Source organism: Micromonospora sp. WMMD956 (assembly GCF_029626125.1).
Taxonomy (GTDB): Bacteria; Actinomycetota; Actinomycetes; order Mycobacteriales; family Micromonosporaceae; genus Micromonospora; species Micromonospora carbonacea.
Genome location: NZ_JARUBI010000005.1, coordinates 5453976 through 5472963 on the forward strand (window position 1 = coordinate 5453976; position 18988 = coordinate 5472963).

General features: G+C 75.0%; 19 protein-coding genes. 10 read left to right on the forward strand and 9 right to left on the reverse strand.

Features of this window, described 5'->3' with window-relative positions:
- Window positions 1-175: 175 nt before the first annotated feature.
- The 4 genes from O7628_RS23860 to O7628_RS23875 all read left to right on the forward strand — a co-directional run bounded on the left by O7628_RS23860 (window position 176) and on the right by O7628_RS23875 (window position 4344).
- Window positions 176-1222: an iron ABC transporter permease gene (locus O7628_RS23860; RefSeq protein ID WP_278133814.1), complete on the forward strand. Its 1047-nt coding sequence runs from the start codon at window positions 176-178 to the stop codon at window positions 1220-1222.
- The gene (locus O7628_RS23865) at window positions 1219-2295 is read left to right on the forward strand and encodes an iron ABC transporter permease (protein WP_278133816.1); all 1077 of its coding nucleotides are present in this window, start codon (window positions 1219-1221) and stop codon (window positions 2293-2295) included. Before O7628_RS23860 ends, O7628_RS23865 begins: the two co-directional genes overlap by 4 nt.
- Window positions 2296-2489: 194 nt before the next feature.
- Window positions 2490-3374 (forward strand): ABC transporter ATP-binding protein, encoded by an 885-nt coding sequence (locus O7628_RS23870; RefSeq protein WP_278133818.1) that lies wholly within the window; start codon window positions 2490-2492, stop codon window positions 3372-3374.
- Between the two features lie 22 nt (window positions 3375-3396).
- Window positions 3397-4344, forward strand: coding sequence for an iron-siderophore ABC transporter substrate-binding protein (locus O7628_RS23875; RefSeq protein WP_278133820.1), 948 nt, complete (start codon window positions 3397-3399; stop codon window positions 4342-4344).
- 255 nt (window positions 4345-4599) lie between these two features.
- On the opposite strand, the gene O7628_RS23880 is transcribed toward O7628_RS23875, so the two are convergent.
- The gene (locus tag O7628_RS23880) at window positions 4600-5169 is read right to left on the reverse strand and encodes a hypothetical protein (protein WP_278133822.1); all 570 of its coding nucleotides are present in this window, start codon (window positions 5167-5169) and stop codon (window positions 4600-4602) included.
- 902 nt (window positions 5170-6071) lie between these two features.
- The gene (locus O7628_RS23885) at window positions 6072-6719 is read right to left on the reverse strand and encodes a hypothetical protein (RefSeq protein ID WP_278133825.1); all 648 of its coding nucleotides are present in this window, start codon (window positions 6717-6719) and stop codon (window positions 6072-6074) included.
- A gap of 191 nt (window positions 6720-6910) precedes the next feature.
- Here O7628_RS23885 and O7628_RS23890 point away from each other — a divergent pair, with 191 nt between their 5' ends.
- Window positions 6911-7507, forward strand: coding sequence for a hypothetical protein (locus O7628_RS23890; protein ID WP_278133827.1), 597 nt, complete (start codon window positions 6911-6913; stop codon window positions 7505-7507).
- Between the two features lie 160 nt (window positions 7508-7667).
- On the opposite strand, the gene O7628_RS23895 is transcribed toward O7628_RS23890, so the two are convergent.
- Window positions 7668-10181, reverse strand: coding sequence for a DEAD/DEAH box helicase (locus O7628_RS23895; protein WP_278133829.1), 2514 nt, complete (start codon window positions 10179-10181; stop codon window positions 7668-7670).
- Between the two features lie 140 nt (window positions 10182-10321).
- Complete coding sequence (gene trmB / locus O7628_RS23900; protein WP_278133831.1) at window positions 10322-11038, reverse strand: tRNA (guanosine(46)-N7)-methyltransferase TrmB; 717 nt, start codon at window positions 11036-11038, stop codon at window positions 10322-10324.
- Between the two features lie 130 nt (window positions 11039-11168).
- Between trmB and O7628_RS23905 the strand changes: the two genes are divergently transcribed.
- Both O7628_RS23905 and O7628_RS23910 read left to right on the forward strand, forming a co-directional pair.
- A complete protein-coding gene (locus tag O7628_RS23905) occupies window positions 11169-11849 on the forward strand; it encodes a hypothetical protein (RefSeq protein WP_278133832.1) in 681 nt (226 codons plus the stop codon).
- Window positions 11850-12124: 275 nt separating this feature from the next.
- Window positions 12125-12730 (forward strand): class F sortase, encoded by a 606-nt coding sequence (locus tag O7628_RS23910; protein WP_278136394.1) that lies wholly within the window; start codon window positions 12125-12127, stop codon window positions 12728-12730.
- 61 nt (window positions 12731-12791) lie between these two features.
- On the opposite strand, the gene O7628_RS23915 is transcribed toward O7628_RS23910, so the two are convergent.
- Both O7628_RS23915 and O7628_RS23920 read right to left on the reverse strand, forming a co-directional pair.
- Window positions 12792-13496: a VOC family protein gene (locus tag O7628_RS23915; RefSeq protein WP_278133834.1), complete on the reverse strand. Its 705-nt coding sequence runs from the start codon at window positions 13494-13496 to the stop codon at window positions 12792-12794.
- Between the two features lie 64 nt (window positions 13497-13560).
- Window positions 13561-14301 (reverse strand): DUF4386 domain-containing protein, encoded by a 741-nt coding sequence (locus O7628_RS23920; RefSeq protein WP_278133836.1) that lies wholly within the window; start codon window positions 14299-14301, stop codon window positions 13561-13563.
- Window positions 14302-14405: 104 nt separating this feature from the next.
- Between O7628_RS23920 and O7628_RS23925 the strand changes: the two genes are divergently transcribed.
- Window positions 14406-15110, forward strand: coding sequence for a TetR family transcriptional regulator (locus O7628_RS23925; protein WP_278133838.1), 705 nt, complete (start codon window positions 14406-14408; stop codon window positions 15108-15110).
- A gap of 16 nt (window positions 15111-15126) precedes the next feature.
- On the opposite strand, the gene O7628_RS23930 is transcribed toward O7628_RS23925, so the two are convergent.
- Genes O7628_RS23930 through O7628_RS23940 form a run of 3 tightly spaced genes read right to left on the reverse strand, consistent with a single transcriptional unit; the run spans window position 15127 to window position 17216 of the window.
- Entirely contained in the window at window positions 15127-15447 is a 321-nt protein-coding gene (locus O7628_RS23930; protein ID WP_278133840.1) for an antibiotic biosynthesis monooxygenase, read from the reverse strand.
- 13 nt (window positions 15448-15460) lie between these two features.
- Entirely contained in the window at window positions 15461-16258 is a 798-nt protein-coding gene (locus O7628_RS23935; protein WP_278133842.1) for an exodeoxyribonuclease III, read from the reverse strand.
- Window positions 16259-16295: 37 nt separating this feature from the next.
- Window positions 16296-17216 carry a PAC2 family protein gene (locus O7628_RS23940; RefSeq protein ID WP_278133843.1) on the reverse strand — a complete coding sequence of 307 codons (921 nt, stop codon included), beginning with the start codon at window positions 17214-17216 and terminating at the stop codon, window positions 16296-16298.
- 689 nt (window positions 17217-17905) lie between these two features.
- Here O7628_RS23940 and O7628_RS23945 point away from each other — a divergent pair.
- A complete protein-coding gene (locus O7628_RS23945) occupies window positions 17906-18670 on the forward strand; it encodes a peptidase M23 (RefSeq protein ID WP_278133844.1) in 765 nt (254 codons plus the stop codon).
- 135 nt (window positions 18671-18805) lie between these two features.
- Complete coding sequence (locus O7628_RS23950; RefSeq protein ID WP_176734219.1) at window positions 18806-18952, forward strand: hypothetical protein; 147 nt, start codon at window positions 18806-18808, stop codon at window positions 18950-18952.
- The last annotated feature ends 36 nt before the right edge of the window (window positions 18953-18988 follow it).

Sequence of the window (18988 nt, forward strand, 5' to 3'; positions counted from 1 at the left end):
TCCCAGATCCGCGCGCCCCCGGGGACCCCGCCGGGACGAACCGCCCCCGCGCGGCGGCGCTCGGCACGGCCGCCCTGCTCAGCGGGGTGGCGACGACTCCGGATCGACGAGCGCCGGTTAGGGCCACCCACCCTCCTCGGTTTAAGGTAAGGCGTACCTAAGTCGAGGGAGATTCGTGACCACCGTCGCCGCGCGGCCGATCCGGGCCGGCACACCGACGACCCGGGGCCTGGGCCGCCGGGCGGCCGTCACCCTCGGCGCGGCGGCCGTGCTCGCCCTCGCCGTGCTGGCCAGCTTCGCCCTCGGCAGCCGCCCGCTCGCCCCCGGCGCGGTCTGGCACGCCCTGGTCGCCCCCGACGGCGGCGACGCCACCACCATCGTCCGCGAGCTGCGGCTGCCCCGCACCGCCCTCGGCCTGCTCGTCGGGCTCGCGCTCGCCGTGGCCGGGGTGCTCTTCCAGGCGCTGACCCGCAACCCGCTCGCCGAGCCGCGCATCCTCGGCATCAGCGCGGGCGCGTCGTTCGGCGTGGTCCTCGCCATCGCCGTCTTCGGCGTCGGCACCCTCGCCGGGTACGTCTGGTTCGGCATCGCCGGGGCGCTCGCCGCCGGCCTGGCCGTCTTCGCCGTCGCCAACCGGGCCCGCGACGGCGCGTCGCCGGTCACCCTCGCGCTGACCGGCGCGGCGCTCGACGCCAGTCTCGGTGCCCTCGTGTACGCGCTGCTCAGCATCGACGCCCGCACCTTCGAGGAGTACCGGTTCTGGGTCGTCGGCGGGCTGACCGGCCGGGGCGTCGGGGTCGCCGGGCAGGTGCTGCCGTTCGTCCTCGCCGGGCTCGTGCTGGCCGCCCTCGTCGCCCGGGGCCTCGACGCGCTCGCCCTCGGCGACGACGTGGCCCGGGGCCTGGGCCACCGTGTCGGGCTGGTCCGCCTCGGCGGCGGCGCGGCCGGGGTGCTGCTCACCGGCGCGGCCGTGGCGGCGGCCGGGCCGATCGCGTTCGTCGGCCTCGCCGTGCCGCACCTGGCCCGCGCCCTGGTCGGCGCGGACCACCGGTGGACCCTGGCCGTCGCCGCGCTGCTCGGGCCGGCCCTGCTGCTCGCCGCCGACGTCGCGGGCCGGCTCGTCGCCCCGCCCGGCGAGGTGCCCGCCGGGGTGGTCACCGCGCTGGTCGGCGCGCCCCTGCTGGCGTTCCTGGTGCGCCGAGCCCGGGTGGTGACCGCGTGAGCGCGGTGGCCCCCGCCCGGCCCGGCCCCGCCGTCCGGCCCGCCGCCCCCGCCGGCCGCTCGCTGCTGCGGCTCGGCCCGCTGCGGGTGCCGGTGCGCCGCCGCCCCGTGCTGGTCGCCGCCGCGCTGGCCGGGCTGCTCGTCGCCGCCGGGCTGCTCAGCCTCTCCCTCGGCACCCCCTACGTCGCCACGCCCGACGTGCTGCGCGCGCTCGCCGGCGCGGGCACCCCGTACGACCTGGTGGTGCTCGACCTGCGGCTGCCCCGGCTGGTGCTCGCGGCGGTGGCCGGCGCGGCGTTCGGGGTCGCCGGCACGCTGATCCAGAGCGTGGCCCGCAACCCGCTGGCCAGCCCCGACGTCATCGGCATCACCCAGGGCGCGGGGCTCGCCGCGACGGTGGCCCTCACCAGCGGGGCCGCCGCCGTGCTGGTCGCCCCGGCGGCGCTGCTCGGCGGCCTGGCCGCCGCCGTCGCGGTGTTCGCCCTCGGCGCCCGGCACGGGCTGGCCGCCCAGCGCTTCGTGCTCGCCGGGGTGGCGGTCGCCTTCGGGCTGCGGGCGCTCATCGAGGTGGTCCTGCTGACCGCCGACCCGATCGACGGGCTGCGCGCCCAGATCTGGCTGCTCGGCACCCTCGCCGGCAAGGGCTGGACCGAGGCGGCGTGGATCGCCGCGACCCTGCTGGCGCTGCTGCCGGTGCTGCTCTGGGCCGGCTGGGCGCTGGGCAGCACCGCCCTGGACGACGACACGGCCCGGGGGATCGGGGTGCGCCCCGTGGCCCGCCGGGTCACCCTGGCCGGCACCGGCGTGCTCGCCGCCGCGATGGTCACCGCGCAGGTCGGCGCCGTCGACTTCGTCGCCCTCGTCGCCCCGCAACTGGCCCGCCGGCTGGTCCGCGCCGAACGGCCCCCGCTGCTCTGCTCCGCCCTGCTCGGGGCGCTGCTGCTGGTCCTCGCCGACCTCGCCGGCCGCCGGCTGTTCGCGCCCACCCAGCTTCCGGCGGGCGTGCTGACCGCCGCGATCGGCGGACCGTACCTGATGTTCCTGCTGCTGCGCGGCCGGCGGAGGGCGTCGTGACGACCCCCGCGCCCGCCGCTCCGTCTGCCGGCTCGCCTGCTACCCCGCCCGCCGCTCCGTCTGCCGGCTTGCCTGCTGCCTCGACCGCCGGCTCGCCTGCTGCCCCGACCGCCGGCCCGCCTGCTGCCCCGACCGCCGGCCCGCCCGCCCCCGCCGGCGCACCGGGCCCCGCCGACGCCTCCCGAGGAGCCGCGATGCTCTCCACCCGCGACCTGGTCGTCGGCTACGACGAGCGAACCGTCCTGGACGGCCTCGACGTGACGCTGCCCGCCGGGGCGTTCACCGTCATCGTCGGGCCGAACGCCTGCGGCAAGTCCACCCTGCTGCGCACCATGGCGCGGCTGCTGACCCCGCGCCGGGGCACCGTGCTGCTCGACGGCACCGCCATCCGGGACCTGCCGACCCGGGAGGTCGCCCGGCGGCTCGGGGTGCTGCCGCAGAGCCCGCTGGTGCCCGAGGGGGTGACGGTCGCCGACCTGGTCGGCCGGGGCCGGCAGCCGTACCAGCGGTGGTGGCGGCAGTGGTCGGCGGCCGACGGCGCCGCCGTCGACGAGGCGATGGCCCTCGCCGACGTGGCCGGCCTCGCCGACCGCCCGGTGGACACCCTCTCCGGCGGCCAGCGGCAGCGGGTCTGGATCGCGATGACCCTCGCCCAGGACACCGAGGCGCTGCTGCTGGACGAGCCGACGACCTTCCTCGACCTGGCCCACCAGGTCGAGGTGCTGGACCTGCTGCACCGGCTGCGCGCCGAACGGGGCCGCACCGTCGTCGCGGTGCTGCACGACCTCAACCAGGCCGCCCGTTACGCCGACCACCTCGTCGCCATGCGCGCCGGGGCGGTGGTCGCCGCCGGCCCGCCCCGGGAGATCCTCACCGCGGCGCTGGTCCGCGACGTCTTCGGGCTCGACTGCGTGGTGGTGCCGTGCCCGGTGAGCGGCGCGCCCCTGGTCGTGCCTGCCCTCACCACCCCCTCCCCGGCCGCCGTCCCCGCTCCGGCCTCCTCCTCTTCCGCTGTCTCCGCTCCGGCCTCCTCCTCTTCCGCTGTCTCCGCCTCGCCCGCCGGCCCGTCGGCCGGCTGAACCACTCGAAAGGAACCCCACCATGCGTCGTCTCGCCGCCGTGCTCACCGCGGCCGTCGCCCTCGGCGTCGGACTCACCGCCTGCGGTGAGAGCGACCCCGTCGCCGGCACCGCCACCGGACAGACCCGGGAGGTCACGCACGCCATGGGCACCACCAAGGTGCCCGCCGAGCCGAAGCGGGTCGTCGTCCTCGACACCGACAAGATCGACACAGCGCTCTCGCTGGGGGTCACACCCGTCGGCGCGGCGACCGCCGGCGAGGCGAGGAGCTGGCCCACCTACTTCGGCGAGGAGAAGCTGGCCGGCATCAAGGAGGTCGGGGTGCTCACCGAGCCCGACCTGGAGGCGATCAACGCCCTCAAGCCCGACCTGATCCTCGGCAGCAAGTTCCGCCAGGAGAAGTTCTACGACGAGCTGGCCGCCATCGCGCCGACCGTGTTCACCGAGAAGGTGGGCATCACCTGGAAGGAGAACTTCCTCCTCGACGGTCAGGCCCTGGGCAAGGAGCAGCAGGCCAAGGACCTGCTGGCCGCGTACGAGAAGCGGGCGAAGGACTTCGGCGCGAAGCTCGGCGACGCCGCCGACCGCACCGTCTCCATCGTGCGCTTCATCCCCGGCGCGATCCGGGTGTACGGGCCGGACTCCTTCTCCGGCATCGTCGTCGGCGACACCGGCCTCGGCCGCCCCGAGCGGCAGCAGCTCGCCGACAAGGAGGACAAGCGGTTCGACCTGGTCAGCGCCGAGCGGGTCAACGAGGTCGACGCCGACGTCGTCTTCGTGACCGCGTACGGCGAGAAGGCTGCCGCGGAGCAGGCCACCGTCACCGGCGGCACCCTGTGGAAGGGGCTGTCCGCGGTCAAGGCGGGCCGGGCGCACGTGGTCTCCGACGAGACCTGGATGACGGGCATCGGCGTCGGCGCCGCCAACAAGATCATTGACGACCTGGAGAAGTACGTCCCGGCGGCCTGACCCCCGCGGTCCACGCTGGCCGCTCGGCCCCCGCCCCGCCCGGCCTGCCCCGCCCCGCCTGCCCCGCCCCGCCCGCCCCGCCCCGCCCGGCCTGCCCCGCCCCGCCCCGCCCCGCCCGGCCCGCCCCGCCCGGCCTGCCCCGCCCGGCTCGGCCCCGCCCGGCCCGGCTCCAAGATCGTGCTCGATCGGTGAAACAGTGGCCTCGGCCCGCCCGGATGCCACTGTTTCACCGATCGAGCACGATCTCCGGGACTCTCAGACCTGGAGCCGGGGCCGGTGGCCGCGGGAGCGGAGGGCCGCGCGTACCTCGGCGAGGAAACCGTCGAAGTCCTCGCGGAGGCGTCGCGCCGTCACATGCAGGACGAGCCAGTCCCCGCCGAGCAGCCGATTCAGGCGGCGACGGTCCCGGTGGAACTGCTCGGGATCGTCGTGCCAGAGCCCGTCGTACTCCACGGCGACCCGGAACTCCGGCCAGGCCAGGTCGAGCCGGGCCACGAACCGCCCACCGTCGGAGACGACCCACTGGGTACGGGGCCGGGGCAGCCCGGCCAGCACCAGCCGGACCCGGGTCCGGGACTCCTGTGGCGACTCGGCGCCGGCGTCGGCCAGGTCGACGGCGCGCAGCAACGACCGCCAGCCCCGGCGCCCTGCCCGCGCCAGGGCGTACTCGCGTAGCGTCGGGACGTCGACGATCCGTCGCGCCAGCAGGCCGTCGATGACGACGACCGCTTCCACCACGTCCAGCCAGCAGGCGACGTCCCAGCAGGTACGCGCCGGACTGGTCACCGGGATGCCCGCCCGGTCGACGACGTCTCCCGGAAGCACCGGACCCCGGTGTACGCACAGCCCCGCCACGGGCCCCAGCCGCCGACCACCCTGTAGCGGGACCGCCGGTGCCGGTGCGCTTGCAGGCGGGGCCGGCACGGGGGCCGACGGTGGCGGGAACCGCTCGTCGGGTGCCGGGGGCCGCTGATGATTCGGCCTCCTGCCAGGCGGCGCGTTGGGTGGCACCGCCGGCGGCGGGTCCGGCGTGGTGTCGGGCGGCCCGCTGGGCGTCAGCACGTCGATCGGCTCGTCGGGCGGGATGCTTCCCACGCCGTACAGCGCTGCGGCGGAGCGGCCGGCGATCGCGGTGCCGGGCGGGACCAGCCAACGGGTCACCGCAAGGCATCGGTGCCGGTGGGTGACCGCGATCCGGGCGTCGGCATAGACGTCGCGGAACAACGGCCGCCAGGCGGAACTGCGGAGATCGTTGCGGGTCAGCAGGCCCCGGGCTCGGGCCACCGAACCGCGGAAGATCCGACCTCGCAGTTGGGGAGGTCGTCGAGGGCTCTTGGGCATGTCCTTACCGTGCCGGTTCTGCGGACGGCACGCTGTCCCCTGTGGATAACCCCGGTGAACGCCGCTCAAGAGCGTGCTCGATGCGGGATCGAGTGGCCTCCCGCCGCGATCGATGCCACTGTTTCCCGGATCGAGCGTGATCATGCGGCTCGCGCCGCCGCCGCACAGTGCCCGCCGCCGTGCCTCGCCGCCGCCGCACAGTGCCCGCCGCCGTGCCTCGCCGTGCCTCGCCGTGCCGGGTCGCCGGGTCGCCGTGTTGCCGGGTCGCCGTGTTGCCGTGTCGCCGTGTCACGTGCCGCTCGGCCCCGTACGCGATCGCGCCACCTCCCACCGCCCGGTGGGGCGGTGGGAGGTGGCGCGGGTAGGGCGGGCGGCGGTGGGTGGGGTCAGGCGGCGGTGGACCAGATCGCGCGGAAGGCCGCCGCCTCGCCAGCCAGCCACTGCTCGACCTGCTCGGGCCTGACGCCGTCGGGCATCCGGTGCGCCACGCCCCGCCGCACGTCGACCAGGACGGGCGCGGCGTGCGGCAGGACCGCGTCCATGTGCCGGGCCATCAGGTGCAGGGTGGCCAGGGCCGCCTCCTCGCTGGGCGGGGCCTCGTCGAAGTGCAGGCGGACGGCCTCGGCGCGGCCGTCGGCGGCGTGCCGGATGCCGAAGTGCGGATTGATCTTCACCGGGAGGTCGCCGAGCATGGCCAGGGCGTCGCGGGTCTGCGCCAGGTCGACGCCGGTCGGCTCGCCGAGGGAGTGCAGCCAGGCCGTCGCGCCCGGCACGAGCGCCCGGTAGAGCGGCTGCCAGCGCGGCTTGACCGCGTCGGCCACCTGCGCCAGGTGGGTGCCGCCGGTGTGGAACGCGACGTCGGCCTTGAGCGCCTTGACGAACTGACCGTGCGGGTTGAACCCGTGCTTGCTGGCCCGCTGCTTGCGCAGGCCCCCGACGAAGCTGGCCTTGGTGGGCCCGGTGCGGTCGACGTACCGGGTGAAGCCGAGGAGGGTGGCGTAGGGCGGGAGGGTGCTGGAGGTGGGCGCGGTCACGGAAGTCCTCCCAGGTCAGGACTTGGTTTAGTACATACATTCTAATCGACGGGTCTGACATCGCCCAGGGAAATGAGGGGCGCATCTGTTGCGTCCGCTGCCCCCTGCCGTCCGACTGCCAGGGCCGGGCGCCCGGGCCCGCTCTGGGCGCCGCCGGTCGGCATGCTGCGGCACATGGAAGACTCGCGAATGTGCTCAGGCGTTCCGCGTCGATGCTGGCGGCAATGGTGAACGAGGGTGGTGGCCGAGAAGGCGGCGGACGGCGGGGCGGTCGCGCGTTCGACTTCGGGATCAGCGGCTACCGGCCCGATTGGCTCCAGGGGTCGAACCCGATCGTCGCCACTCACGGTCGTCGTCTCTCCGGGCTCGTCGGCCGCGCACTGCGCCACGTCTGGCTGGTCTGGGACCTTCGCGCCGACGAGTGGTTCTGTGACTGTCCCGTCCTGCTCGACTTCGGCGATGAGCAGGTCGAGGTCAACCATCAGAAGTTCGACGACGTCTCGGTCACCTTCAGCAGCATCGACCCGGGTCGGTCTGTCGCCTGGCCGACCTCCGACGACTTCCCACTCGCCTGGCGAGCCGAGCCGATCGAGCAACTCGACGAGTTCCGGGGGCAGATGCTGCGCCAGGTGGAGCTCCTCGAGTACACCGGCGGAACCCTTGCCGACGGCAGTGTCGCTCTCGGTTTCGCCTTCCCGGCGGGGCATCTGACGATCTACAACGCGCTTGACGAGAACGGCCTGCTCTTCGGCGCACCGGGCCGGGACTGGCGCAAGCACATCCTGTGAACCCGGCCGTCCCCGACAGACGCCACCGCCGCAGATCGGTTGCCTGACATCAGGATTGCCACCTGCTCCGGCGTCAGCTCCGCGCCGTGCGAGCGCGCCGAGTGCACGTGGCGGTCGCCCCGGTGCCAGCCGTGCCCTCGGCCCCGCCGGATGCCCACGGTCAGAGCTGGCCGACGTCCGTGATCCGGACGACGGCCGCGCCGACCTCGTCGGAGGCGGCCAGGTCGACCTCCGCGCTGATGCGCCAGTCGTGGTCGCCGTCGGGGTCGTCGAGGATCTGCCGGACCGTCCACCGGTCCCGGCCCTGCTCGATCATCAGCAGCGCCGGGCCCCGGGCGTCCGGCCCGGTGCCGATCGAGTCGTACGCCTCGAAGTAGGGCTCCAGCGCGTCGGCCCACGCGTCGGCGTCCCAGCCGTCGGCGGCGTCCAGCTCGCCCAGCAGGTCCCAGCGGCGCAGGGCGGCCAGCTCCACCCGGCGGAACAGCGCGTTGCGCACCAGCACCCGGAACGCCCGCGCGTTGCGGGTGACCGCCGGCGGCCGGTCGTCGAGGGCGGCGTGCGCCTCGGCGGCCTCGGCGACGTCCGACGGGTTCTTCAGCCGCTCCCACTCGTCGATCAGGCTGGAGTCGACCTGGCGGACCAGCTCGTGCAGCCACTCGATGAGGTCGATCAGCTCCTCGGTCTTGGCGTCCTCGGGCACGGTCTGCCGCAGCGTCTTGTACGCGTCGGCGAGGTAGCGCAGCACGAGGCCCTCGGAGCGGGTGAGGGAGTAGAACTGCACGTACTCGGTGAAGGTCATCGCCCGCTCGTACATGTCCCGCACGACGGACTTGGGGGAGAGCTGGTGGTCGGCGACCCACGGGTGCCCCCGCCGGTACATCTCGTACGCGGCGTCCAGCAGCTCCGCCAGGGGCTTCGGGTGGGTCACCTCGTCGAGCAGTTCGAGGCGGGCCTCGTACTCGATGCCCTCGGCCTTCATCGCGGCGACCGCCTCGCCGCGGGCCTTGAACTGCTGCGCGGACAGCACCTGGCGGGGGTCGTCGAGGATCGACTCGATCACGCTGAGCACGTCGAGGGCGTAGGACGGACTCTCGGCGTCGAGCAGCTCGATCGCGGCCAGCGCGAGGGGCGACAGCGGCTGGTTGAGCGCGAAGTCGAGCTGGAGGTCGACGGTGAGGCGCACCCGGCGGCCGGTCTCGTCCGGCTCGGGCAGCTCCTCGACCACCCCGCCGGCCCGCAGCGCCCGGTAGATGGCGATGGCCCGGCGGATGTGCCGGCGCTGGGCGGCGCGGTCCTCGTGGTTGTCGGTGAGCAGGTGCCGCATCGCGGCGAACGCGTCGCCGGGGCGGCCGATGACGTTGAGCAGCATCGAGTGGCTGACCTGGAAGCTGGACGTCAGCGGCTCCGGCTCGGCCTCGACCAGACGGTCGAACGTCGGCTGGCCCCAGCCGATCGAGCCCTCCGGCGGCTTCTTGCGCACCACCTTGCGCCGCTTCTTCGGGTCGTCGCCGGCCTTGGCGAGGGCCTTCTCGTTCTCGATGACGTGCTCGGGGGCCTGCACGACGACCCGGCCGAGGGTGTCGAAGCCGGCCCGCCCGGCCCGGCCGGCGATCTGGTGGAACTCGCGGGCCTTCAACAGCCGGGTACGCACCCCGTCGTACTTGCTCAGGCCGGTGAACAGCACCGTGCGGATGGGCACGTTGATGCCGACGCCGAGCGTGTCGGTGCCGCAGATGACCTTGAGCAGGCCGGCCTGGGCGAGGGTCTCCACGAGCCGGCGGTACTTCGGCAGCATGCCGGCGTGGTGCACCCCGATGCCGTGCCGCACCAGCCGCGACAGGGTCTTGCCGAAGCCGGAGGTGAACCGGAACCGGCCGATGGCCTCGGCGATCAGGTCCTTCTCGGCCCGGGTGCAGACGTTGACGCTCATCAGCGCCTGGGCCCGCTCCAGGGCGGCGGCCTGGGTGAAGTGCACGACGTACACCGGGGCCTGCTTGGTCTCCAGCAGCTCCTCGAGGGTCTCGTGCAGCGGCGTCATCGCGTACGAGAAGAGGAGCGGGACCGGCCGCTCGGCCGAGCGCACGACGGCGGTCGGCCGGCCGGTGCGCCGGGTCAGGTCGTCGACGAAGCGGCTGGTGTCGCCGAGGGTGGCCGACATCAGCACGAACTGGGCCTGCGGCAGCTCGATGATCGGCACCTGCCACGCCCAGCCCCGGTCCGGCTCGGCGTAGAAGTGGAACTCGTCCATGATCACCTGGCCGACGTCGGCCCGCGCGCCCTCGCGCAGCGCGAGGTTGGCCAGCACCTCGGCGGTGCAGCAGATGATCGGGGCGTCGGCGTTGACGCTGGCGTCGCCGGTGAGCATGCCGACGTTGTCGGCCCCGAAGACCTCGCACAGCGCGAAGAACTTCTCCGACACCAGGGCCTTGATCGGGGCGGTGTAGAAGGTCGTCCGGTCGTCGGCCAGGGCGGCGAAGTGCGCGGCGATCGCCACCAGGCTCTTGCCCGAGCCGGTCGGCGTGTTCATGATCACGTTCGCGCCGGAGACGATCTCGATGACCGCCTCCTCCTGGTGGGGGTAGAGGTCGAGGCCGCGCTCCTTCGCCCAACCGGCGAACGCGTCGAAGAGGGTGTCGGGGTCGGCGCTTGTCGGCAGCGCGGCGGTGAGCGTCATAGCCCGTCCATCGTGCCTGTCGCAGGCCCCTCCGCGCCAACCGGGCTGTTAGCCGGGGTCCCCTGTACAACAGAATGCGTTAACAAGGGGCCCTTCCTTGCACCGCACGCGCGCCGTGCGCCGTGCCTCGGCCGGCACCCTCACGCGCGGCGGTGGACCAGGTCGAACACCGGGCGGCCCGCCGTCAGGGCGCGCCGCTCGAACTTGGTCACCGGCCGGTGCGTCGGGCGCGGAGCGTACCCGCCGTGCACGTCCACCAGGCCCGCGTCGGCGGTCAGCGTCTCGCGCATCGACTCCGCGTACTCCGCCCAGTCGGTGGCGCAGTGCAGCGTCCCGCCGGGCGTCAGCCGGGAGCGCAGCAGCGCCACGTGCGCCGGCTGGATGATCCGCCGCTTGTGGTGCCGCGACTTGGGCCACGGGTCGGGGAAGAAGACGTGCACCGCGTCCAGCGACCCGCCCGGCAGCGCCCGGACCAGGTCCAGCGCGTCGCCCCGGGCTACCCGCACGTTGTCCAGCCCGAGGCGCTCCACCAGCCCCAACAGGTTGGCGATTCCCGGCGTGTGCACCTCGACCGCCAGATAGTCTCGGCCTGGGTCGGCGGCGGCCATCGCGGCCGTGGCGTCCCCCATCCCCGACCCGATCTCCAGCACGATCGGGGCCCGGCGGCCGAACAGCGCCGCCAGGTCCACGGGCGCGGCGGCGGGACCGTCGTCGACCGTCAGGCCGTACGCCGACCAGAGCCGGTCGAGGGCGTCGACCTGGCGGCCGGTCATCCGGCCCCGGCGGGGGTGGAAGGTGCGGATCCGCGACGCGTGCGGCGGCACGGTCACGACGGGGTTCGCTTCGGTGGAGGTCACAGCGGTCCGAGCGTACGCGACCAGCGCGCCGGATCGCCTGTGAGGTACGACCGGGGATGAGAAGATTCATCCCGTACGGCAGGCCGGGCGGGCCGTTGCCCGGCGACGCACTACCGCGCCGGGAGGGGTCATGGGGGCAGCCACGTGCCGGTGTGCCGGACCCGTCACGGGCCCGGTCGCACGGGTCGGTGCCGCGCTCGCCGTCGCCGTCGCCGCGTTCGCCGGGCCGCTCGCGGCGGGCGCGTGGGCCGCCGGACCGGCCGTGGCCGCCCCCGCACCCGAGCCGCCGCCGGGCCCGCCCGGTGGCGAACAGCCCGGCTGGCTCGTCTTCGTCGAGGTCACCCCGAGCACCGTGCAGCCCGGCTACCTCGTGGGCATCCGGGCGAGCTGTCACGACAACTCGGTGCCGGCGATCGTCGTCTCCGACGCCTTCGGCCGGGTCGCCGTGCACCCGCAGCGGGGCCTGTTGACCGGCACTCCGATGGTCCGCGAGCGCATCTGGCCGGGCAACTACCGGGTCAAGCTCGAATGCCGGGGCGGCGAGACCGCCACCACGATGCTCCAGGTGGTCAAGAAGCAGCCCTCGCCCGCGCCCACCCACAAGCCGACGTACCAGCCGACCGGTCACCCGACGTACCCGCCCACGCACCACCCGAGCCGGGGGCCGAACACGGGCTTCGGTGGCACCGCCCGGGGCGCCACCGACGGCCTGCTGCTGCCCGGCGGCGTGGCGTTGACCGTGGCCGGCGTGACGATCGGCGTGGCCACGGCCCGTCGGCCGCGGTCCCGCCGCGGCGGAAGCCGCCGCTGAGGCCGGCTGTGGCGTCGGCACGCACCACCCCGGGCGCGGCGTCGGCACGCACCACCCCGGGCGCGGCGTCGGCGCGTACCGTCCGGGCGGTGGCGTCGGCGGGGACCGCCCCGGGCGTGGCGTCGGCAGGCACGGTCCGGGGCGCGGCGTCGGGAGGTACCGTCCGGGCGGTGGCGGCCGTGCGTGCCTCCGCCCGCAGCGGGACGGCCGCGCGTGCCGCCCCGGGCGCGGTCTCCACCCGGTCCGCCCGGCCGGACGGCCGCCGGCCCTGGTCGGTGCCGGCGGCCGTGGCCCTGGTGCTGCTCGGCGTCTTCGCCACCGGCGCCGGCCTCGGCCGCACGGCGGGGCCCTTCGAGTGGGCGACCCGCCCGGCTGACCGGGCGGCAGCGGTGGCCGACGAGGCGCGCCCGCCGACCGCCGGCCGACCGGTGCGCCTCCGGGTGCCGGCGATCCGGGTGTCCGCGCCGGTCGGCCCGGTCGGGCAGGCCGCCGACGGGTCGATCGCCGTGCCGCCGCTGAGCGCCGCCGCCGAGACCGGCTGGTATGACCGCAGCGTGATCCCCGGCGAGCCCGGCCGGGCCGTGATCGTCGGTCACGTGGACACCCGGGACGGCCCGGCCGTCTTCTACGACCTGGGCAAACTGCGCGCCGGCGACCGGATCGAGGTGACCCGCGCCGACGGCGGCGTGGCGGTCTTCGCGGTGGACTCCGTCGAACACTTCGGCAAGGACGACCTGCCCGCCGACCGGGTCTACGGCGACGACGGCCCACCGGAACTGCGGCTGATCACCTGCGGCGGCGCATGGGTCGGCGGCCAGACGGGCTACGCCGACAACATCATCGCCTTCGCCTCCCTGCTACCCCCCAACCCCCACTCCTGACCCCGCCTGATCACCGAAGCGGGGCTGGGCCGGGCGGGGCGCGGGGGAGGGGCGGGACGGGTCAGGGTGGGGTGAGGGTGAACTCGTTGCCGTCGGGGTCGGCCAGCATGATCGCGCCGTCCCGGCCCGTCTCCAGGCGGGTGGCGCCGAGGGCGATCAGTCGGTCGGCTTCGGCCCGCTGGTCGCCTCCGGGCGGGGCGAGGTCGAAGCGCTGCCGGTTCCGCGCCGTCTTCGGGGCGACGGGCGGCCCGCCCCACGCGACCTTCGTGCCGCCGCGCGGTGACTGGACCGCGGTCTCCTGGTCCTGGTCCCACACCAGCGGCCAGTCCAGCGCCCGGCTCCAGAACAGGCCGACCTCGCGGGTGCCGTCGCAGGCCAGCTCGCCGAGCGGGCCGCAGCCGGCGAGGAAGCGGTTGCCCGGCGCGATCACGCAGAACTCGTTGCCCTCGGGGTCGGCCAGCACGGTGTGCTTCTCCTCGGGGCGCTGCCCGACGTCGAGGTGACCGCCGCCGAGCGCCAGCGCCGTCGTCACCAGGCGCTGCTGGTCGGCCTGGTCGGTGCTGGTCAGGTGCAGGTGCAGGCGGTTGGGCCCCGTCTTCTGCGTGCGGCTCGGGACGAAGCGGAGGCCGGGCTGGGTGTCGTCGCCGGGGAGCAGCGGGCCGCGTGCCTCCTCGGCGACCTCCCGGCCGAGCATGCCGGCCCAGAACCGTGCCAGGCGGACGGGGTCGTGCGCGTCGAGGGCCACCGTGAGCATCGGCGAGGGCATCACCGCACAGTAGACACGGGCCGGCGGGCCGGCAACGCGAATACCCCCCGGCCGGCAGTGCCGGTCAGGTGGTGGGGGCGGTGAGGATCGGTGCCGGCCGGAAGCCCTTGACGACCAGCCAGACCCCGAGCGACAGCTCCCACGCGGCGACCGGGATGGTGAGGACCGCCGAGAGCGCGGAGGCCTGCTCGTTGACCCCGAACATGGTGGCCACGGCGGAGGCGACGAGCAGGGGCGCCCCGACGAGCCCGAGCAGGGGGATGATCCGCGGCACGAGGGCGGACCGGTACATCAGGTAGCCGAGCAGCAGCGCGTTGGCGGCGGGCACGAGGCCGGGCCCGAGCAGGAACGTCCAGTCGCGGACCGCGACGAGTGACGCGCCGACGGCGACGAGGGTGGGGGCGTCCGCGCCGGTCGCCGCGGCGGACTCCTGGCGCAGCGTCACCACCGTCAGCAGGCTTGCGACGCCGACGACGATGATCGCGGCTTCGAGGACCCGGGCGGTGACGAAGCCGAGCGCGGCGGCCTCGTGCTGCCGCCTGACGACGGGGAACAGCGCGACGGCCGTGCCCACGCAGGCGACGGCGTTGACGATGTCGAGCAGGCAGCCCGCGATCACCCGGGTGTCGCTGCCGGCGCTCACGATGTAGTCGGGGTTGTCGAGCACGGGCGCGATGAGGGCCACGGCGGGGAGCGAGGCGAGGAAGGTGATCAGGTAGAACACGCCCGCGACCAGCGCCGTCCTGCGCCGGGGCGAGCCGGCCGCCGTCGACGGCGCGGCGGTGGATCCCGTGTCGGCGGTCATCTGCGCCCTCCCCGTCCTCGACCCCAAAGGTGTACGTCGTACACCTTCGGCTCACGGTAAGGTGTACGACGTACACCGTCAAGGGCGACCGGGGAGGACCTGTCATGCCGGGCTTCGACGCGGGCCCCCGGGCGCGGCTCAACCGGGAACGCGTGCTCCGGGCGGCCGTCTCGCTCGCCGACGAGGCCGGGATCGCGGCGGTGAGCATGCGGCGGCTCGCCCAGGACCTCGGTGTGGTGCCGATGGCGCTCTACAAGCACGTCGCCGACAAGGAGGAACTGCTCGACGGGATGGTGGACACCGTCATCGCCGGGATCGCGCCGCCGGAGCCGGGCCTGCACTGGAAAAGCGCGGTGCGGCAGCGGGTCCTCGCGGCGCGGCGGATGGTGCTCCGGCATCCCTGGGCGCGGCAGGCCATCGAGTCGCGCACCAACCGGACGCCGACCGTGCTCGGCCATCTCGATGCGCTGGCCGGGGCGTTCCTCGCCGGCGGCTTCTCCGCCGACCTCACCCACCACGTGATGCACGCCCTGGGCAACCGGGCCTGGGGCTTCAGCCCCGAGTTGTTCAACGCCCCCGAGCCGGCCGCCCCGCGGACTCCCACCCCCGAGGAGCAGGAGGCGGTGGTCCGCGAGTTCGCCGACCGCTTCCCGCACGTCCTGGCCATCGCCACCGCGGCCACCGGGGGCGACCTGGCGGCCGTGGGCCAGGGCTGCGACGAGCAGTTCGAGTTCGAGTTCGCCCTCGACCTGCTGCTCGACGGCGCCGAACGGCTGCACCGCGCGGGCTGGCGGTCGGCCGTGCCGTGACGGGGCGGCCCGGGGGTCAGCCGGCGGCCGGCACCTGCTGGACCACCTCGAACTCCAGCAGGGTCGCGCCCGTGGAGACCGGGCGTCGCTGCTCGCCGCCCGCGCCACCGCCGTGCGCGGCGCGCGCCGGCCCGGCCGCCCAGTTCTGGTACGCCTCCTCCGACTCCCAGCGGGTGTAGACGAAGTAGCGCGTCTCGCCGCCGACCGGGCGCAGCAGCTCGAAGCCGAGGAAGCCGGGGGAGCCCTCGACCGCGCCGGCCCGCGCCGCGAACCGCCGCTCCAGCTCCTCGCCCGCCCCCTCGGGGACGTCGATCGCGTTGATCTTCACGACTGCCATGGCACCACCCTACTCAGAACGCCTCCACGGCGGGGACCAGGTCGGCGTCCACCACGATCGGGGCGTGGTCGGAGGGGCCCTTGCCCTTGCGGGCCTCCCGGTCGACGTAGGCGGCGCGGACCGCGCGGGCGAACGGCGCGGACGCGTAGACCAGGTCGATGCGCATGCCCTTGTCCTGGTGGAACATCCCGGCCCGGTAGTCCCAGTACGTGTACGGGTGCGGCCCCTTCATCGGGGTCGGCACCACGTCGTCCAGCCCCAGGTCGCGCAGGGCGGCGAGGGCATCCCGTTCGGCCGGCGTGACGTGGGTGGAGGTGGCGAACAGGGCCGGATCCCACACGTCGGCGTCGGTCGGTGCGACGTTGAAGTCGCCGCAGACGGCCAGCGGCAGCCCGCCGGTCAGCTCCTGTTCCAGCGCGTCGCGCAGGGCGGCGAACCAGGCCAGCTTGTACGTGTAGTGCGGGTCGTCCGGGGCGCGGCCGTTGGGCACGTACACCGACCAGACCCGCAGCCCGTCGCAGGTGGCCGAGACGGCCCGGGCCTCCGGCTCGGGGAAGCCCGGCTCGCCGGGGAAGCCGACCGTCACGTCGGCCAGCCCGACCCGGGACAGGATCGCCACGCCGTTCCACCGGCCGTCGCTGTGGCTGGCCACCGTGTAGCCCAGCTCGCCGACCTCGGCCACCGGGAACGCCCCGTCGGGGCACTTCGTCTCCTGGAGGCAGACGACGTCGGGGCCGGTGGCGGCCAGCCAGTCGAGCAGCCGGGGCAGGCGGGCCTTCACCGAGTTCACGTTCCAGGTCGCCAGGCGCATGCCTCCAGCCTGCCGCATCCCCGCCCCGGCCGTCCGGTCAGCTCCCCGGGGTGTCGCCCGGTCGGCCCTGTTCCGCCAGGAACCGCTCCAGCTCCGCGCCCAGCTCGTCGGCGGTCGGCAGCGGGCCGCCCTCGGCGGCGAGCAGGTTCTTCTCGCCCCGCCCCCGGGCGAACGCGTCGTACTGCTCCTCCAGGGCCGCGACCAGGGCGGCGGCGTCCTCCGTCTGGGCGACCTGCCGGTCGATCTCCACCCGCACCACCTCGGCGGCCGAGCGCAGCCCGTCGCGGGGCAGCAGCAGGCCGGTGCTGCGCGACACCGACGCGAGCAGCACCTCGGCGGCGGCCGGGTACTCGGCCTGAGCGACGTAGTGCGGCACGTGGGCGGCGAAGCCGAGCGCGTCGCGCCCCTGCTCGCCGAGGCGGAACTCCAGCAGGTGCCCCACGCTGCCGGGGACCTGGACGCGTTGCAGCCACGGCTCGTACCCGGAGATCAGCTCGCGGCGGGTGGCGTGCGCGGTCACCCCGGTCGGACGGGTGTGCGGCACCGCCATCGGAATCGAGTTGAGCCCGACGGTGAGCCGGACGTCGAGCCGGGCGGCCAGCCCGCCGACGGCGGCCACGAACCGCTCCCACTGCAGGTCCGGCTCGGGGCCGCTGAGCAGCAGGAACGGCGTCTCGTCGTCGTCGTGCAGCAGGTGCACCTCCAGCTTGGGGGCGTCGTAGTCCTCCCAGTGGTCCTCGACGAAGGTCATCGCGGGACGCCGGGACCGGTAGTCGTAGAGCTGGTCGACGTCGAAGCTGGCGACGGGGCGGGCGTCGAGGGAGGAGAGCAGCTGCTCACGGGCCAGCCGGGTGGCGCTTCCGGCGTCGACGAAGCCGGTGAGGGCCTGGATCAGGACCGGCTGTCCGAGTTCGGGCAGATCGTCGGAGAGCTCGAAGAGCTCGTGTGGGTCGAGCACCGGTGCGGACCTCCCTGGGCTGGCGCGTACGGGACCGTGGCGCGCACGGCTCCCGGTTCGGGCAACGTACCCGCCATCCTCGTGCATTCCTGCGTCGGGCGGTCCCGCGCCGCATCCATGATCACAATCAGGCAACGGCCCGGTCCTCGGGTGGTCCTCGCCGGGGATCCGAACGGGTGGGCCCGGATCGGCCGATCGGCGGAGGTGGCGTGCCGGGGGTGGGTCGCCCGCTTGTCGGGGAGTTGTCGGCCGCCCGGTGCGCCCGTCGGCGCGTACCGGAGGTTCGTCCGGCCCGTCCGGTCCGCGCCGGGCCGTGACGCCGGTCGCCCGGGTGTCCGCATCGCGGACCCGTAGGTGTGGCGAGGGCCACTCCAGGGGCCTGGGTTATCCCGGAATGACCTGCCTAGCCTCGTCGAATGCGTGACGACGGCATCCTCGACGACCAGCGTGGCCCGGACGCGGCGGTGGGCCGTTCGGACGTTTCCCCCTCATCCGAACGGCCACCCACCACCAGTGCCGGCGACGCGCGCCCCGGGCGCCTCCGGCCTTCCCTCACTTCCCTCGCTGACCTCACCCGTACCCGCTCCGGGTGGCTGCGTAACCTCCCGAACCCGAACGGTTCGGCGGACCGACCGGCGGCCGGCGGTCCCGACCGCGTCGGGCCGCCCCGCCGGGGCCGCCGGGCAGCGGTGGCCGTTGCCGCCGGAGTGGTCTGCTGCCTGGGCGTCGCCGCCCTCGCCCAGGCCCGGGACGAGCCGGCGGACGCCGGGCGGGGCGCGCCCCTCGCCGCGGACGCGGAGCTCGCCCGGCGCGCCGCCGCCGAGGCCGCCTCCCGGTCGCTGGACCGCGCGGCCGGCCCGGCGCTCGCCCCGTCGGCGGCCCCCGGCAGCCCGACGCCCACGACCTCGTCGCCGGCCGGCCCCTCCCCGTCGGCCACTGCCTCGCCGTCGGCCAGCGTCTCGCCGTCGGCGGCGCGGAAACGGGCCGCGCCGAAGCGGCCCGCCGACCCCGCGCCGGTGGCCGGCCTGACCAGGGCGCAGATGGCGAACGCGAAGGTGATCGTGCGCACCGGCCGGGAGCTGGGCTTTCCGCGGCGCGGGCTGGTCATCGCGGTGGCCACCGCGATGCAGGAGAGCAACCTCTACAACGTCGCCAGCGGGGTGCTGCCCGAGTCACAGGAGTATCCGCACGAGGGCATCGGCTGGGACCACGACTCCGTCGGGCTGTTCCAGCAGCGCGCCAGCAGCGGCTGGGGCGAGGTGGGGCAGCTCATGGACCCCGCGTTCGCCACCCGGCAGTTCCTCGCCGCCCTCGCCGAGATCCCCGGCTGGGAGGACCTGCCGCTGACGGTCGCGGCCCAGTCCGTGCAGATCTCCGCGTACCCGGACCTCTACGCGCAGCACGAGTGGCGGGCCGCGGAGGTGGTGGACGCCTTCCTGGCCGCCGGAATGTGACCCCGCAGCCCTCCCGCAGGCGGCCCGTGCCGGCGGGGCGGAACCGCCCCGCCGACCCCAAACCGGCCACTGTGGACGATTCGCGCTTGCCGGGGCAGGGTACACATGGAGGAGGACGACCGACAGGAGGACGACATGTCAGCACTGGTGCAGCGGCTCACCCGGTTCCTCCGGTCGCCGCAGGGACAGCAGCTCGTCGACCGGGGCCGCCGTGAGCTGGCCAAGCCGGAGACGCAGCGCAAGCTGAAGCAGCTCGCCTCCCGCCTGTCCAGCCGGCGCTGACCGCGCCGACGCCTCCGCACCGCCCGTCTCCGACCC

Coding starts and splice junctions, on each gene's coding strand:
- O7628_RS23870 (WP_278133818.1), top strand. CDS start 2,490: ATGCTCTCCACCCGCGACCTGGTCGTCGGCTACGACGAGCGAACCGTC.
- O7628_RS23875 (WP_278133820.1), top strand. CDS start 3,397: ATGCGTCGTCTCGCCGCCGTGCTCACCGCGGCCGTCGCCCTCGGCGTC.
- O7628_RS23895 (WP_278133829.1), bottom strand. CDS start 10,181: ATGACGCTCACCGCCGCGCTGCCGACAAGCGCCGACCCCGACACCCTC.
- O7628_RS23905 (WP_278133832.1), top strand. CDS start 11,169: ATGGGGGCAGCCACGTGCCGGTGTGCCGGACCCGTCACGGGCCCGGTC.
- O7628_RS23915 (WP_278133834.1), bottom strand. CDS start 13,496: ATGCCCTCGCCGATGCTCACGGTGGCCCTCGACGCGCACGACCCCGTC.
- O7628_RS23920 (WP_278133836.1), bottom strand. CDS start 14,301: ATGACCGCCGACACGGGATCCACCGCCGCGCCGTCGACGGCGGCCGGC.
- O7628_RS23925 (WP_278133838.1), top strand. CDS start 14,406: ATGCCGGGCTTCGACGCGGGCCCCCGGGCGCGGCTCAACCGGGAACGC.
- O7628_RS23930 (WP_278133840.1), bottom strand. CDS start 15,447: ATGGCAGTCGTGAAGATCAACGCGATCGACGTCCCCGAGGGGGCGGGC.
- O7628_RS23935 (WP_278133842.1), bottom strand. CDS start 16,258: ATGCGCCTGGCGACCTGGAACGTGAACTCGGTGAAGGCCCGCCTGCCC.
- O7628_RS23950 (WP_176734219.1), top strand. CDS start 18,806: ATGTCAGCACTGGTGCAGCGGCTCACCCGGTTCCTCCGGTCGCCGCAG.